General features: G+C 42.1%; 12 protein-coding genes and 1 pseudogene. 7 read left to right on the top strand and 6 right to left on the bottom strand.

The window, feature by feature from the left end; genetic code table 11:
- Positions 1–127: pseudogene (locus tag BCU94_RS19845) on the bottom strand (transposase); the annotation flags it as partial.
- A 177-nt stretch (positions 128–304) separates the two neighbouring features.
- Complete coding sequence (locus BCU94_RS17760) at positions 305–847, bottom strand: DUF924 family protein (protein WP_076537417.1); 543 nt, start codon at positions 845–847, stop codon at positions 305–307.
- 168 nt (positions 848–1015) lie between these two features.
- On the opposite strand from BCU94_RS17760, the gene BCU94_RS17765 reads away from it, so the two are divergent.
- On the top strand, positions 1016–1507 hold the full coding sequence (locus BCU94_RS17765; RefSeq protein WP_241905026.1) for a hypothetical protein: 492 nt from the start codon (positions 1016–1018) through the stop codon (positions 1505–1507).
- A 220-nt stretch (positions 1508–1727) separates the two neighbouring features.
- On the opposite strand, the gene lolE is transcribed toward BCU94_RS17765, so the two are convergent.
- The 3 genes from lolE to BCU94_RS17780 are packed head-to-tail and all read right to left on the bottom strand — an operon-like array spanning position 1728 to position 4905.
- Positions 1728–2975, bottom strand: coding sequence for a lipoprotein-releasing ABC transporter permease subunit LolE (lolE, locus tag BCU94_RS17770; protein ID WP_102477133.1), 1248 nt, complete (start codon positions 2973–2975; stop codon positions 1728–1730).
- Entirely contained in the window at positions 2975–3673 is a 699-nt protein-coding gene (gene lolD, locus BCU94_RS17775; protein ID WP_102436866.1) for a lipoprotein-releasing ABC transporter ATP-binding protein LolD, read from the bottom strand. Before lolD ends, lolE begins: the two co-directional genes overlap by 1 nt.
- Positions 3673–4905 carry a lipoprotein-releasing ABC transporter permease subunit gene (locus BCU94_RS17780; protein WP_102477134.1) on the bottom strand — a complete coding sequence of 411 codons (1233 nt, stop codon included), beginning with the start codon at positions 4903–4905 and terminating at the stop codon, positions 3673–3675. The genes lolD and BCU94_RS17780 overlap by 1 nt, the downstream gene beginning before the upstream one ends.
- Positions 4906–5039: 134 nt before the next feature.
- Between BCU94_RS17780 and BCU94_RS17785 the strand changes: the two genes are divergently transcribed.
- The 3 genes from BCU94_RS17785 (at position 5040) to BCU94_RS17795 (ending at position 10429) form a co-directional block, all read left to right on the top strand.
- Entirely contained in the window at positions 5040–5657 is a 618-nt protein-coding gene (locus BCU94_RS17785) for a hypothetical protein (protein ID WP_102477135.1), read from the top strand.
- Between the two features lie 165 nt (positions 5658–5822).
- On the top strand, positions 5823–9338 hold the full coding sequence (gene mfd, locus BCU94_RS17790) for a transcription-repair coupling factor (RefSeq protein ID WP_102436860.1): 3516 nt from the start codon (positions 5823–5825) through the stop codon (positions 9336–9338).
- Complete coding sequence (locus BCU94_RS17795; RefSeq protein ID WP_102477136.1) at positions 9338–10429, top strand: peptidoglycan binding protein CsiV; 1092 nt, start codon at positions 9338–9340, stop codon at positions 10427–10429. Before mfd ends, BCU94_RS17795 begins: the two co-directional genes overlap by 1 nt.
- Positions 10430–10737: 308 nt before the next feature.
- On the opposite strand, the gene nagZ is transcribed toward BCU94_RS17795, so the two are convergent.
- Positions 10738–11760, bottom strand: coding sequence for a beta-N-acetylhexosaminidase (gene nagZ, locus BCU94_RS17800; protein ID WP_102436857.1), 1023 nt, complete (start codon positions 11758–11760; stop codon positions 10738–10740).
- 434 nt (positions 11761–12194) lie between these two features.
- Here nagZ and BCU94_RS17805 point away from each other — a divergent pair, with 434 nt between their 5' ends.
- The 3 genes from BCU94_RS17805 (at position 12195) to BCU94_RS17815 (ending at position 15736) form a co-directional block, all read left to right on the top strand.
- Positions 12195–13571 (top strand): L-serine ammonia-lyase, encoded by a 1377-nt coding sequence (locus BCU94_RS17805; protein ID WP_102477137.1) that lies wholly within the window; start codon positions 12195–12197, stop codon positions 13569–13571.
- Between the two features lie 644 nt (positions 13572–14215).
- A complete protein-coding gene (locus BCU94_RS17810; RefSeq protein ID WP_102436851.1) occupies positions 14216–15109 on the top strand; it encodes a LysR family transcriptional regulator in 894 nt (297 codons plus the stop codon).
- Between the two features lie 117 nt (positions 15110–15226).
- A complete protein-coding gene (locus BCU94_RS17815; protein ID WP_102436849.1) occupies positions 15227–15736 on the top strand; it encodes a hypothetical protein in 510 nt (169 codons plus the stop codon).
- Positions 15737–15830: the final 94 nt, after the last annotated feature.

A 15830-nucleotide genomic window follows, 5' to 3' on the forward strand; every position in this document is an offset into this window, starting at 1 on the left:
CAAACTCAGTGGTGATTTTAAGCCAATTCTCTGCGGGAATGTTCAGCCTATTGAGGATATCCTGACTACTCGCGCTAATGACGCCGCGTTTATCTTCTCGAATAATCCGCCCTGTATCTTCAACCAGCACACTTGTTCAACTAATTAGGGGCAAATATGATTCCCAAAAACTTAAAATTTAGATTAGGTAGTACAAATAATGAAAAGAAAATCCTCTAAAGAATTATTAAAAAAATTTTATGGTTTGTGCTGCGTGACTAAAGTCTTTTAAACAAACCTTCGCACTCGTCGATACACCATAAAACTAAAAAGACGAACCAGGCTGTGCTAAAAAAGCTAATTCTTCTATGGTTGATGTTCGACCAAGCAACTCATTTCGATGGGGGTAACGGCCAAAACGTTCAATAATTTTTAAGTGTTTTAATTCAAATTGATAATTAGATTCAAGCCCATTACTTTTAAATAGCGCTAACCCTTGTTGATGCACTTTTAACGACTCACTGTGCATATAGGGCATATACAAAAAAGTTCGCTCGATTGCGGTTAATTGTTGATCAAGCCCCTGTAAAATGGCCTCTTGGGCTAAGGCTAATGCCATGGGATCAGCGCTAAATGCTCGAGCATCATCACGGTAAATATTGCGGGAGAACTGATCCAATATGATAATTTCAGCTAAGCGCCCTTGCAGATGCTGACGCCATAACCATAATTCCCCCGCTATGGCTTGAGTATGTAACTTACCAAAGCGTGTGCGAATTAATTCATCAAAGCTAACATCTTTTTTAAACCATTGGGCAGGCTCAATTTCAGTAAACCAAAAGTTAATAACCTGCTTTACCTCGTCCATTCAAACTCCTCGTGGTAAAAATAAATTTTTGGGGCGTATTCTAGGGTTTATTCTATGCTAGATTAAAATCAGGTTTAGCTTAGTCATAATAAAGCCGACCTTACGCTAATAACTGGCTGATACCAAAATACAATGACTGCTATTTTGTTTGATAATTATGGAAAATATATGCCACAAAGCAATACGGATGTAGCTAAAAAAACCGCTAAAACTGACATTAACAATGAAGTTCAACCTAAAGTGACAGCGGCTTCGCCTGAGTCTATTAGGCAAGATCCTCTCATTGCAAAAATGCTTAAGCGTTCGCCGTCAGATATTGCCGATAGTTTCACTGATGCGCAGCTCAATGCGATTAAGCAAGCCTTGGGTCCATCGACTTGGGGGGGTCACTTTCTTGATAGCCGTGGCACCTTTAAGTTTCCTTTTATTAAATGGCGTTTTTATTACGTCTTATTATTAGGTAAAAACAAACGCGCCTATACTCGCCGCGAAAAACGAATATCGCTAGTGATGATGATTACCACTGTCACCGGTTTTATACTTTTCAGCATGTTATTTGGTTTGTTAGCTCTGTATTTATTAAAGTCTGCCTTAGGTATCGACTTGTTTCCTGATACCTCGTTAGGGATTTGGCATTACTTTAAAAGCTTGTTTAACTGATGTGTTTAGACTGAGTTTGGAACGCTGTTTTAATTGATGTTATCAATAGCGATTGTCATAGCCTATTCTCATAGCCTATTCTCATAGCCAATTGTCAGTGCTTGTTGTAAGCGCCTAGTTACGCAATTGAAAATAAATTTTAACCAATAAAAAACGCGCTAGAGCGCGTTTTTATCTCTGCTTTTCAAGGCAGTGATTCAAGACCTAACACCTAGTCAATTCATCGCCCTGCTAATGCCGTTGCTGGCGCTATTTTGGTTGCTTTATAGGCCGGATAAATAGTCGCCAGTAAACTCATCACAAAGCCCATACCAACAACCACTAACACATCTTGTTGCTGTAGCTGTGACGGCAAGAAGTCGATAAAGTAAATATCAGATTCTAGTAATTTAATCCCAAAAAATTGCTCAACAGCATTGGCAAACGCACTCAGATTAAGTGCCAATGTCACGCCTATAGCAGCGCCAATAGTGCAACCTAAAGCACCATTGAGTGCACCTTGCATAATAAATATCGCCATCACTTGGGCACGCTTTAATCCCATTGTCATCAAAATAGCGATTTCGGCGCTTTTATCTCGCACTGCCATCACCAAAGTAGAAACAATATTAAAACAAGCCACGGCAATCACCAGTGCAAGTACCAAATACATCACCATTCTAACCAGCTGAATATCTTGATATAAATGCCCTTGTGAACGAGTCCAGTTATTTAAATGCAAATACTGATTTTGTGCATAACCCAAATCGCGAGTAATGCGCGGCGCACTGAAAACTTTATTAACCGTAATGCGCAGGCCTGTCACTGAGCCCACAGGCAGTTTCAGTACTTCAGCAAGATACGGCAAAGACACATAGGCTTGAGTTGATTCTATTTCTCCACCCAAGTCATACACACCAGCAACCACAAAGCGATGACTTTTCGCCGCAGTTAACTTATTGGTTTGCCCCATATCTGGGGTGTACATTGATAAGGTGTCACCGATCTTTAAACCAAGTTTGTCTAATAAGCTGCGACCAACGACAATGTTGTTGGAGTGAGTACTTAAAGAGGCCCACGCCTGTGCTGGCATAAATTCATCAATGGTTGAAACCTCTTTTTCAAGTTCTGGCTCAATACCATTAAGCTCTAGCCCTTGAAAGCCGCCCGGCTTTTGTACCAAGCCCTGCATTTTAATAAACGGCGCGGTAGCAACAATTTCTGGCATGCTTTTAGCCGTTTCTGCAATGCCTTGCCAGTCATGTAATGGCTCGTTAACGCTCAGCAGTTCACCATGTGCAACAACGCCTAATAACCTCTGCTCTAATTCACGTTCAAAGCCATTCATGGCTGATAACACTAAAATTAACACTGCCACACCCAGCGCAATACCTGCGGTGGAGGCAAATGAAATAAAGCCAATAAAGCCGTTAGATTGTCTTGCGCGATAAAAACGCCAACCGATAACCAGTGGCAGTAATGACTTCATTATTTCTCTTCCGCTACTTGCTGTAAAACGCCGTCTTTCATGGTTAATTGACGATCCATTTTCGCTGCTAATTTATAATCATGGGTTACCACTACAAAGGCTGTGCCCAGTTGCTGAGCAAGCTCACGAATCAGTTCGTACACACTATCGCCGCTGCTGGCATCTAAGTTACCGGTTGGCTCATCGGCCAATACTAACTTGGGTTTATTAATCAGCGCCCGTGCAATGGCGACACGTTGGCGCTCGCCGCCTGAAAGCTGCGCAGGAATATGCTCTAAACGATGCCCTAGTCCAACTCTCTCTAATAAGGCTGTAGCTTCAGCTAACGATTGCTTTTTATCTCGACCTTGAATAAACGCTGGCATGGCGACATTTTCAAGCGCAGAAAACTCAGGTAATAGGTGATGGAATTGATAAATAAAGCCTAAGTCTTTATTTCTGACTTCAGCTTGTCTAGCTGCGCTTAGCTGATAAAGGTCTTCACCATCTAGCTTCACGGTGCCAGATGTTGGGATATCTAAGGTGCCCATAATATGCAGTAAGGTACTTTTACCTGAGCCAGAGGTGCCGACAATGGCCAATTGCTCACCTTGATAAACCGTTAAATCAACGCTCGAAAGCACCTTGGTGGTGGTTTCACCGTCATGAAATTGCTTAGTGACCTTGTTAACTTCTAATACTACTGGTTGTTTATTCATTATTCATATCTCAAGGCTGTTGCAGGTTGCACTCGCGCAGCCGTTAATGCGGGATAAATGGTGGCAAGTAATGTCATGATAAGAGTGCCAACAACAATGACCATAATTTGTTGACTTGCTATGATCACCGGTAAATTTTGCCCTACTCCAAGTACTGATATACCCAAGACATTAAGCATACTATTTAAATTTAAAGTAATTGTGACCCCAGCTAAGGTGCCTAATGCCAAACCAATAATGGCATTCAGTGAGCCCTGAACAATAAAGATGTTCATCACCGATTGCGTCGTTAAGCCTTGGGTTTTTAGCACTGCTACATCGGTGGTTTTATCTATTACCATCATCACTAATGCCGACACAATATTAAACGCCGCCACGGCAACGATTAAACTGAGCATCAATGACATCATATTTTTTTCCATTTTTACCGCAGCAAATAAATGGCCAAAATCATCGCGCCAATCGCGGGTTTCAATAGCTATGCCTTGCTGAGCTAATTTATCTGTCAATGTAACGCCCATTTCAGGGGCGATGAAGGGATCGGTTAAGTAAACCCGTAATTCATTAATTTCACTGGGGCTTACACGCATTAACCGTCTTGCATCTTGATAATGCACATAGGCTAATACTCCATCCACTTGCGAGCCCATTTCAAATAAACCTGCCACGGTAAATTTACGCTGGCTTGGCACGGGGCCTAATGGTGAGTACACCACCCCATCGCCACTTAAAATGCGGATTTTGTCACCAACATTGATGGATAATTTTCTGGCAAGCTCGCTGCCTAGCACCACGTTGTAACTACCTGGAGTGAGCTGCTCAAAAGCGCTGGAATAGGTATTGGCAACGATGGCTGAAAGGTTTTGCTCATACTCAGGGAACACACCATACACTTGTACAGCGCTGATATTTTTACTTGATTGCACCATAGCTTGAGTGGTCACCGTGGGTGCGAGCCCTTGTACTTGCGGCAATGTTGTTAACGACTTAGCTTGGGTTTGCCAATCACTAAAGCCTGCATCATTAATGAGGGTTAGTTGTGGCACTGCGCCTAAAATTCGCTGTTTAAGCTGACCTTCTAGACCGTTCATCACTGAGCTGACAATGATCAGCGCGGCTACCCCTAAAAAAATGCCCGATACCGCAAAAAAAGTAATGAAAGATGCAAAAGCATTGGCTTTACGCGTCCGCCAATAGCGGTAGCCCATGAATAATGAAAAACGAAAGTTCATAAAGAAAAGTGCATCCTTGGTGTTTATTGGAATAAAAAACAGCAGTTTAATTTAACACAAAGGCTAAAACTTGCTAAATCATTAAGATGGGCATGATAATAGGGGTATTAGCCTGATAAATAAAGAGACAAACCTTGTTAACTGAATCCAATGCATATTTTACCGTGCCCCATGACTTTGCTGTTTATCTTGAAAACTGGTCAGGTTCTCAAGGCATTCCGTCTGAACAAGACTTACGCTCGATGCAATCGGTTGGGCTTAAATTACTATCAGAAGTCAAAGAGTTAGAAGCAAGCTGTTTACTGCAATTAAGAAGTATTGATAACGATGCTAAAGCTGTGGTCGACTTTCTTAAACTGCAATCACGTAAAGTAGATTTAGTGCTGCATCATGTGCTAGAAAAAGAAGTCCAAACCGGTGAAAAATTCCAAGGCAGCCATTTTGGTGGTAGCGGCATCAGTTTAATTACCCCTAAGCCACTGACCATTGGTGAGTATTTTAAAACCTCGATTTATATCAGTAGCGAGTTAGTGGCCATTTTGTGTCTTTGTCAGGTGAGCCAATGCAAGCTCATTAACTTTGATGATGACGCAGAGCAAAATAATAAAAGAAATCAGCCACAATATGCCGTCAGCTTAGATTTTAGTCAGATTTTAGATGCCGATGTAGAGCAACTGGTTAAAGCCAGCTTAACAGTGCAGCAAAAAATGCTTCAGCAGCGCAAACAAATTCGCCAACAAGCAGCCAAATAACACATATTGCCTGCATATTGTTTTAAGCTTGCTTATAATAGCTATCATAATCTGGTGCTAATCAACTATCGCCAATACAAATTTAGCCAAGCCTGATTGGTTTTGATGATCACAATCTGCGGGCTAAATTTATCACTTTTATAAAAGAAGTTAGTTAGATATTCAATGAAGAATTTTAGCGTTCTAACACCGCCAAGTGTAAAAAAAGGCCAACAGTTTCAAACCTTAACAACACTGGGGGGCGTCTCACAAGCTATTACGCTTTCTAGCCTAATTTCCCAGCATTCGGGTACTAGTCTGGTTGTTACCAATGACACCCCAAGCGCATTACAGCTTGAGGTTGAACTGGGTTACCTTCTGGCAGAATCTGACATCAATGTGTGTTTATTCCCAGATAGAGAAACCCTGCCTTACGACAGCTTCTCGCCCCATCAAGACTTGATTTCACAGCGCTTAGAAACCTTGGCAAAAATGAGCCAGTCACATCACAATGTGATAATCGTACCGGTGAACACCTTGATGGTGAAGTTACCGCCAAAATCGTTTTTAACCTCCAATGTCATGCTACTTAAAAAAGGTGACATTTACGGCTTACAGCAGGTTAGGCAGCACCTAACCGACACCGGCTACTACTTGGTTGATCAAGTTTATGAGCATGGTGAGTTTGCGATCCGTGGCTCGATTTTAGATATTTTCCCTACGGGATCTTCCCAGCCTTTGCGCATTGAATTATTTGACGATGAAGTAGAAACCATCCGCTATTTTGATGTGGACTCTCAGCGCTCAAAAGAAGAAATTGATTCAATACGCATGTTGCCCGCAAAAGAGTTCCCTACCGATACAGCGGGTATTGAAGGCTTTAGACAACGTTACCGTCGCCGCTTTGAAGTGATTTCAAAAGAAGCGGAATCGGTTTATCAGCAAGTGAGCCGTAATTTAATGCCCGCGGGTATTGAAAACTATTTACCGCTATTTTTTGAAGAGTGCGCCACTTTATTTGACTATATTCCTCAGGATACTCAACTGATCACCCTTGGGGATATTGAACAAGCCAGTGAGCATCATTTAACTGAAATTAAAACTCGCTATGAAGATCGCCGCGTTGACCCGTTAAGACCGTTACTGGCGCCCCAAGAGCTATACATACTCACCGATGAGTTATTTGCAGCCTTTAAAAAATACACCCGCTCGCAAATTAGCACGCCTAACAAAAATGCCGAGGGCGAGCTTGAGCTTATTGTAAAAGCCAAGCAGGCAAATGTAGCCAGGCTGCCTGATGTTAATGCCAACCATAAGCTCAAACAGCCGTTAATTAACCTGCAAGCGTACACCAAGGCCCAAGGTCAGACTAAAGGACAATTATTATTCAGCGCTGAATCTGAAGGGCGACGTGAAGCCTTAATTGAATTGCTTGGCAAAATTGACATCAAACCTAAGTTATTTAGCCATTTAAATGCCTTTATAACCGCTAAAGACAACATAGGTTTAATCGTCTCGCCGTTATCACAAGGTTGCATGTTACTTGATACCCCTAAAGGTGATATCAGCGTAATTTGTGAAACAGAGTTATTTGGCCAACGAATTTCTCAGCGTCGTCGCCGTGAAAAGCAAAAACAAGTTAGCTCAGATGTACTGGTAAAAAACTTAGCAGAGCTTAAAGTCGGCGAGCCTATTGTGCATTTAGAGCATGGTGTTGCGCTTTATCAGGGGCTTGTCACCTTAGATACGGGCGGCTTAGTGGCCGAGTACCTGCAACTTGAATATACCGCAGGCGATAAGCTGTATGTCCCAGTGTCATCGCTGCACCTTATTAGCCGTTACAGCATTGGCGCCGATGAAAAGCCGACATTAAATAAACTGGGTAATGAAACCTGGTCAAAAGCCAAGAAAAAAGCCATTGAAAAAATCCGCGATGTGGCGGCTGAATTACTGGATGTTTACGCTAGACGCCAAGCTCGCCCGGGTGATGCGCTAAAAATTGATGCAGAAGAATATGCCCAATTTTCACAAGGTTTCCCCTTTGAAGAAACCGTCGATCAAGAAACTGCAATTGAAGCCGTACTAAGCGATATGCAAACCCCAATGGCCATGGACCGCCTTGTGTGTGGTGACGTTGGTTTTGGTAAAACCGAAGTTGCGATGCGCGCAGCATTTGTGGCGGTCAATGCCGGTAAACAGGTGGTGGTGTTAGTGCCAACTACCCTACTTGCACAGCAACACTATGAAAACTTTAAAGATCGTTTTGCCGATTGGCCAATGGTAATTGAAGTGATGTCGCGGTTTCGCTCAGCTAAAGAGCAAACTCAAGTGCTGCAGTCATTATCAGATGGCAAAGTCGACATTGTCATTGGTACCCATAAGTTACTGCAGGCTGAAGCAAACTTTGAAAACTTAGGCTTATTGGTTATTGATGAAGAACACCGCTTTGGGGTGCGCCAAAAAGAAAAGATAAAAGCCCTGCGGGCTAATGTCGATATCTTAACCCTTACTGCCACGCCGATTCCACGTACCCTAAATATGGCCATGTCGGGTATGCGTGATTTATCCATTATTGCCACCCCACCGGCTAAGCGCTTAGCAGTAAAAACCTTTGTACGTGAGTACGATATAGCCACGGTAAGAGAAGCTATTTTGCGTGAAATTTTGCGTGGTGGGCAAGTTTATTTCTTACACAATAATGTCGAAACCATTGAAAAATGCGCTGAAAACATTCGCCAATTACTGCCTGAAGCTCGAGTGGTTACCGCCCACGGCCAAATGCGCGAACGTGAACTTGAAAAAGTCATGTCAGAATTTTATCACCAACGTTTTAATGTGCTGGTGTGTACCACCATTATTGAAACCGGAATTGATGTTCCCAGTGCTAACACCATTATTATCGACAGAGCGGATAAGTTTGGTTTAGCACAATTGCATCAATTACGTGGTCGTGTGGGCCGTTCACATCACCAAGCATATGCTTATTTGATGACGCCGCACCCTAAATTAATGAGCGCAGATGCCCGTAAGCGATTAACCGCCATTGATGCCTTAGAAGACTTAGGTGCAGGCTTTATGCTCGCCACTCAAGATTTAGAAATTCGCGGCGCCGGTGAATTACTGGGCGATGAACAAAGCGGTCATATTTCTAAAATTGGTTTTAGCTTGTACATGGAAATGCTTGAATCAGCAGTAAAAGCATTAAAAGAAGGTAAAGAGCCTTCACTAGATTATATGCTTAAATCCCAGTGTGAAGTTGAATTACGCATTCCAGCGCTACTGCCTGATGATTATGTTTCTGATGTTAATATGCGCTTATCGCTTTATAAACGCATTGCTAACTGCGAAACTGAACGCATGCTTGATGAGTTAAAAGTTGAGTTTATTGACCGTTTTGGCATGTTGCCAGAACCGACTAAAAACTTAATGGAATTAACCTTATATAAGCATCAGGCAACAGCTTTAGGTGCAACAAAGATTGAAATGCATGCCAAAGGTGGCAGCATTGAATTTAGTGACGACCATAAAATTGACCCAATGTTTATCATTGGCTTATTACAAAGTCAGCCACAAATTTATCGAATGGAAGGCCCAAATAAGTTAAAGTTCACCTTGCCTGCTGAAACCAGCAAGCAACGACTAGACTTAATTAAGACCTTGCTCGAGCAACTTGATAAACATCGTACTGGAGAAACTAAATAGTGCTGCGTAACATTGCTTTTTCTATTGCCGCTATATCGGCACTATCGACACCAATGCAAGCCCAAGCTAAAACATGGTTTGAGGTTGAAGTATATGTGTTTGAAAGACAAACCAACAGTGTCGAAAAGTGGCAAGACGATAATGCAGCGGCGCCAAACCGAAAGAATATCGATTTGATCACCCCAATGATCAGTAACGATATTACCGGGGTTGCGCTAGGTTTAAACGGCTGCACCTCAACTGACTGGAGTAGCAGCGAAATCGACTGCCAAGACCCGTTAGTGAGCGCCAACAAAACCGCCTTTCCAAGCCAAGTGCCATTTTCTATTGCTGCTGCGAGTGAGCAGCAAGCCTATTTAGGTGATGGTCCTGTATTACTGGCTGAGTCTCAAAGTGAATTTGGTGAAATCATCCAAGCGGTGCGCCGCGAGTCAAACGTGCGCAGTTTACTTCACCTGACTTGGCAACAAGATATGCAATCTCGTAATCGTGCCAAACCGATACGTATTTTTGCAGGTAAAGATTACTCTGAAGACTTTGAATATTCTGGCAATGCTATTTCTGAGCAAGTAGAGGATGAATTTTCAGGCTTTGATTTTAATTCAAGTTTTGCCAGTTTAGCGCCAGAGCCTCAAACCACTCCAGTGTGGGAATTAGACGGTAATATTAATATTTACCTAAGTCATTATTTGTTTATTGAAACCAACTTAGCACTGCGCCAGCCGATCCAAAAGCAAACAGCGTCCAGTGAATACTTTCAATACACTGAGCAAGCTGATATAGACAAGGTAATGAGTCCATTTTTACAATCGATTCCTATGGTGCAAAACCGCCGCGTGAGAAGTGGTGAAATCCATTATTTTGATCATCCAAGGCTCGGCATTGTGATGCAAATCCGTAAAATGGAACAACCGACGGAAACTCGTCCTGTGGCGTTATTGCTTGATGACACTGAGGTAAATACCGCGGTTACTGATACCAATCTTGATGCTATTGTTGATGCTATTGTTGATACTGAGGCAGAAAGCGGCCCTGAATCCATGGTTGAAAACGCAGTCGCAACTGAAGAGCGGACGCTGAAAAGCTTTTAACTCAAACCACTATAAACCTCTAGAAAAAAAACAGCTAATCATAGGATTAGCTGTTATCACAAGTCTCTAGTAAAACTTAAAAAAGCCCTAGAAATAAAGTTTTTAAAATAATACGACAGTGAGCTTGGGTCGCATGCCAAACTCACTGTATCAATATGTAACATAGGCGCTGCGGTTTTACTATTGTCTCACGTGTGACTGGCCGTTAATTAACCAGCCATAATTTATCGTGCAACTGCAAACAAACTCTGTCGTTTAACAGCAAGCCAAACTTAACCGCTCAAAAATCATCTAAGGCTCAATTTCTATTATTTTTTTGCCGCTAATATTTGCTTTGCCAATTGCTGCGCATGTTGCCAGCGCTCAGACTGTTCAAGGGCATTAATCACCTGCTTAGCATTCGCTCTTAATGCGAGTGCAGATTTAAATTCAGACAATTGCTCAGGCCAAGTAAACTCGGTTAATAAGGTTTTAACCCCTTCAGGATCATTACAAACCAAAATCATATTACAACCTGCTGATAATGCTGCTTGGGCTCTGCCAATATAATCGCCAGCAAAACTTGCGCCTTTCATGCCTAAATCATCTGAGAAAATCACCCCGTCAAATTTAAGCTCTTTACGCAGCACCTGTTGCAGCCAATAGTTTGAAAAACCTGCCGGATTTGGATCTACTTGCGAATAAACCACATGGGCAGGCATAACGCCATTTAGCTGCTGCTGGCCTATTAACTGCTTAAAAGGCTGCATATCATGATTAAAAATAGTCTCTTTAGTGCGCGTATCTACAGCCATCGCCACATGGGTATCTGCTTTTACACTGCCGTGACCGGGAAAGTGTTTACCCACTGTCGCCATACCCGCTTGAGTCATGCCTTGAATAAAGCTGTGAGCTAAACTGGTCACTTGCTCAGGTTCGGCGCTAAAGCTGCGAGTGCCAATAACATCACTGATACCATTAACATCTAATACTGGCGCAAAGCTTAAGTCGATATCACAAGCTAAAAGCTCAATCGCCATTAAAAAGCCTAACTCTTGGCTCCAACGTTTCGCAAGCGCCATATCGCCCTTGGCGGCAGGCAAAATATCCCCCATGGCTGGTAGCAGAGTAAACTCTTCACGAAAGCGTTGTACCCTGCCACCTTCATGATCAACCGCAATCAATAAATCACGGCGAATATGTCGAACAGATTTAATCAAAGCCTGTAATTGTGCTTTATTAGAAAAATTGCGTGTAAATAATATAATGCCGCCCACTTTATCGTGGCTTAATAGCTCGGCTTCTTCTTCGCTGACCGTAACGCCAGCCAAATCCATCATTAGATAACTCACGCTTACTCCTAAAATATCCTGTTAAATGTTAATTACCACTGTCATTGTTGATAAATTTAAAAACAACACCTTGATAACTGACGCTGCAATAAACTCACCTAATCTGAACCACTATGCATAAGAAAATCTAATGAAGTATCTCGTAAAAAGTATGGGATACTGCAGTTAAATGGCGCCATTGCTCTAGATAAAAATACCAGCTACTTAGGCTATATTGCTTGGTATAATCGCAGTTAATTGCAAACTTAGTCTGCCAAATTAACGCCATTATGCCGCTAAATTTTAATTTCCCTAAGGAAATTCCCAATAAAATGACCCGTTACAGGGAGATAACTAACATTGCCGCACAATTTTTACTCACTGCGAGCGCTAGAATAAAACGCCAAAAAATTTAAACGACTAAAATAATAAAAACTGATTAAAGGTTAATAACAATGATTAGTGTATTTGATATGTTCAAAATCGGTATTGGGCCTTCAAGCTCCCATACTGTTGGCCCGATGAAAGCGGGTAAATTATTTATGCAGCACTTAAGCGATCAAGGCTTGCTGGCACAAACTGACGAACTACAATCGCAACTGTTTGGCTCTTTAGGCCAAACAGGTAAAGGCCATGGAACTGGTAAAGCGGTCATTTTGGGCTTAATGGGTGAAGATCCTGATACCGTAGATACCGATGCGATTGATGCCATACTGGAAAAAGTTTCAGCCGAACAAACCCTTAAAATTGCCGATGGCCGCCTAGTCAAGTTCACTCGAGACAACGGTATTACCTATCATCGCCGTAAAAGCCTGCCTGCCCATGCCAACGCCATGACCCTATATGCGTTTAGCAAAGGTGAATGCATTTATGAGCGCACATATTACTCAGTCGGCGGCGGATTTATTCTAGATGAAGATGAAATTACCCAGCGTGATGCCTCGCCTGCGACCCCGATAAAATCCGCCCCTTATGATTTTAATTCTGCCGCGCAGTTACTGGATTTGTGTTGTGAAAATGGTTTAAGTATTTCTTCACTCATGATGTCAAATGAGCTAAGTATTGCCAGCGAAGAGGACGTTAAACAAGGCTTGTGGAATATCTGGCAAACCATGAAAACCTGTATTGAACGTGGTTACCAAAAAGAAGGCATGCTGCCTGGTGGATTAAAGCTACGTCGCCGCGCGCCAGCTTTATATCGCCGCTTGCAAGCAGAAGGCCGTAATAACAATGACCCATTAACCGCCATGGACTGGGTTGATTTATTCGCATTATCTGTCAATGAGCAAAACGCCGCTGGCGATCGGGTCGTCACTGCACCAACCAATGGCGCTGCTGGCATTATTCCGGCAGTATTATGCTACTACCACACCTTCGTTCAAGAAGTTGATGAGGAAGTCTGTTGCCGCTTCTTATTAACCGCGGCCGCTATTGGTATTTTGTATAAGAAGAACGCCTCTATCTCGGGAGCTGAAGTAGGCTGTCAGGGTGAAGTGGGCGTGGCTTGCTCAATGGCAGCAGGTGCACTCACTGAAATAATGGGCGGCACTGTCGAACATGTGGAGAATGCAGCTGAAATTGGTATGGAACATAACTTAGGTTTAACTTGCGACCCTGTTGGCGGCTTAGTACAAGTGCCTTGTATTGAACGTAATGCCATGGGCGCAGTAAAAGCCATCAACGCTTCACGTATGGCATTGCGCGGCGATGGCAACCATAAAGTCACCCTAGACAAAGTCATCAAAACTATGATGGATACCGGTAAAGATATGCGCAGCAAATACAAAGAAACCGCCAAAGGTGGTTTAGCAGTAAATATTGTTGAGTGCTAAGCGCTTAATCTTAATCACTAAAGGTTAACTCAATCTCATATCTTGGTCTTTAATCTGTTCATAGATTAAAGACGTGATTTAAAAGAGGCTGCCAAGCCTCTTTTTTGTGGCTATTACAAGAACCAAGTGAAAACGGTGGATTTCAAACCATTGTTGCCGTCAAGAAAGTCACAGCCGAACATGAACGTTAACAAGGGGTGGTAGTTCACATCATCATAAATAATCCAAAAACAAAAAGTCCGTTGGTGGTTAGCCAACGGACTTTTTGTTTGTGAAACGTGATGATATTTAATATAAATGCCATTCATATTTCACTATCTGGCAAACTATTGATTTTACACAACTTATGCGGGCAGTAAATGTAATGAATCAATATCTTCAATCAATTTGTAAGCCATTAGTGGGGAGGCTAACAACTCAAATTGATTACGCTTCTTTAGCGTCTGCTGGCATTTCTTTAGCTTCAGCTTCAGCTACTTCAGGAAGTGCAGCAAGAAAAAGTGCACTAGCAAATAAATTTTTGAATGCTGTCATGTCATATTCCTTCAATTTAAACGGTTAACTGGTTTCTATGGAATAGACTATATTCTTAGGCTATAAATAAGTAAAATGACAAAAAATTACTTACTGGATTCCATATTGGCATGAACATATCAATTAAAAACTTACAATGTTTTTTAACTGTGATTGAGGTTGGTCACTTTACCCTCGCCGCTGAGCAACTTTATATGACGCAGCCGACCTTGAGTAAAACCATTAAAAAAATGGAACAAACCCTTGATCAGACATTGTTGATCCGTAACAACCAAAAAGTGGAAGTCACTGAAGCGGGTTTATTGCTGGCTAAAAGCGCTCAGCAAATCGTTGGTCAGTGGAATCGAATGTATGAAGATATGAATGCATTAACCGGTTTAAGAATTGGTCGTCTGCGCTTAGGTTTAAGCCCTATGACTGGCGGGATGTTTATTAATATGCTGGCATCTTTTACTCGCACTTATCCCGGCATTGATGTCAATGTGTTGGAGGTTGGCGGCGTTGCGGTCGAAAAAGCCCTACTCAATGACAGTTTAGATATTGGCGTAACCGCTTTGCCATGCAGTAACACTGACGAATTTAATATCTTACAGCTGCAAAGTTACCCACTCAATGTATGCGTGCATGTTGAGCATGAACTGGCAAATCACAGCTGTATTCATTGGCAAGATCTCACCGGACTGCCTTTTGTGCAATACAACGACCAATTCTCTATCGGTAAAGTGATCAGTCAAAGTTGCCAAGATGCCGGTTTCAAGCTCAATGTGGTGTCTCAAACTGGGCAGTGGGAATTTATGGCGGCAATGGCCAAGGCCAAAATGGCTTTTGCCATCTTACCGGCACCGATTTGTAAGCGAGTTACCTCAAAAAAATTAATTTTTATTCCCTTAGCTGAACAGGTCGCTTGGGAGTTAGCCTTTATTTGGCGTAAAAATTTACCCTTAACCGCTGCGGCCGCGGCTTTTATTGCTCAAGCAAAACCATCTTATAAAGAAGATAGTTAACTTGCTCTGTAAATCATCGCACTAATAAGGGTCATGACGCTAAGTAAGGTTAACTTTGCAGCTTAAATTCGCCAGCTATACTTATTAGGTTATTTGAATTTAAGCTGAGTACACCCTATGGGCTCTGAATATGAAAAAGGTAAGATCGAAAAAAGCATTTTTGTTCGCTTTGCAGCAGCTGCAGGGCTAAATTTTCAATCGGTTGAAAAACAGTCCCCTGAAGAAGGAAAGCCTGATTTAAAATGCATGACCGATGGCAAGGTTATTTACTTTGAATTAACTGAGGCTTGCTCTGAAGATGTGGCCAAAGCCATCTCGCACCCTAAAAGCATTAATTGCAATGACTTAAGCGCAGAAAAAAGCACAGACAAAAGCACTGCCACATCAAGCAGTACAACTAATTACCCTAGCGACACTGACATTAAAGATTACACCTCTGAAACCTATAAAAAGAAGATCAATAAACGCTACTCGGTATCAGAGCCCATTGATTTACTGATTTATAATGTCGGCAGAACCTTACTTACCGATGATGTATTAGTTAACAATGTCAAAGCCTTAGCCAAAGATAATAAAGGCCCTTTTCGAAAGGTGTGGTATTTTGGCGAACATGTCACTGAGCTATAGTACTTAATTTTAGTACTTAATTTTAGTACTTAATTTTAGTACTTAATTTTAGTACTTAATTTTAGTACTGAGTATTAGTACTGAGTATTAGTAC

Source organism: Shewanella sp. 10N.286.52.C2, from assembly GCF_002874545.1.
Taxonomy (GTDB): domain Bacteria; phylum Pseudomonadota; class Gammaproteobacteria; order Enterobacterales; family Shewanellaceae; genus Shewanella.

Coding starts and splice junctions, on each gene's coding strand:
- lolD (WP_102436866.1), bottom strand. CDS start 3,673: ATGAATAAACAACCAGTAGTATTAGAAGTTAACAAGGTCACTAAGCAA.
- lolE (WP_102477133.1), bottom strand. CDS start 2,975: ATGAAGTCATTACTGCCACTGGTTATCGGTTGGCGTTTTTATCGCGCA.
- mfd (WP_102436860.1), top strand. CDS start 5,823: ATGAAGAATTTTAGCGTTCTAACACCGCCAAGTGTAAAAAAAGGCCAA.
- BCU94_RS17765 (WP_241905026.1), top strand. CDS start 1,016: ATGCCACAAAGCAATACGGATGTAGCTAAAAAAACCGCTAAAACTGAC.
- BCU94_RS17760 (WP_076537417.1), bottom strand. CDS start 847: ATGGACGAGGTAAAGCAGGTTATTAACTTTTGGTTTACTGAAATTGAG.
- BCU94_RS17810 (WP_102436851.1), top strand. CDS start 14,216: ATGAACATATCAATTAAAAACTTACAATGTTTTTTAACTGTGATTGAG.
- BCU94_RS17815 (WP_102436849.1), top strand. CDS start 15,227: ATGGGCTCTGAATATGAAAAAGGTAAGATCGAAAAAAGCATTTTTGTT.
- BCU94_RS17805 (WP_102477137.1), top strand. CDS start 12,195: ATGATTAGTGTATTTGATATGTTCAAAATCGGTATTGGGCCTTCAAGC.
- BCU94_RS17780 (WP_102477134.1), bottom strand. CDS start 4,905: ATGAACTTTCGTTTTTCATTATTCATGGGCTACCGCTATTGGCGGACG.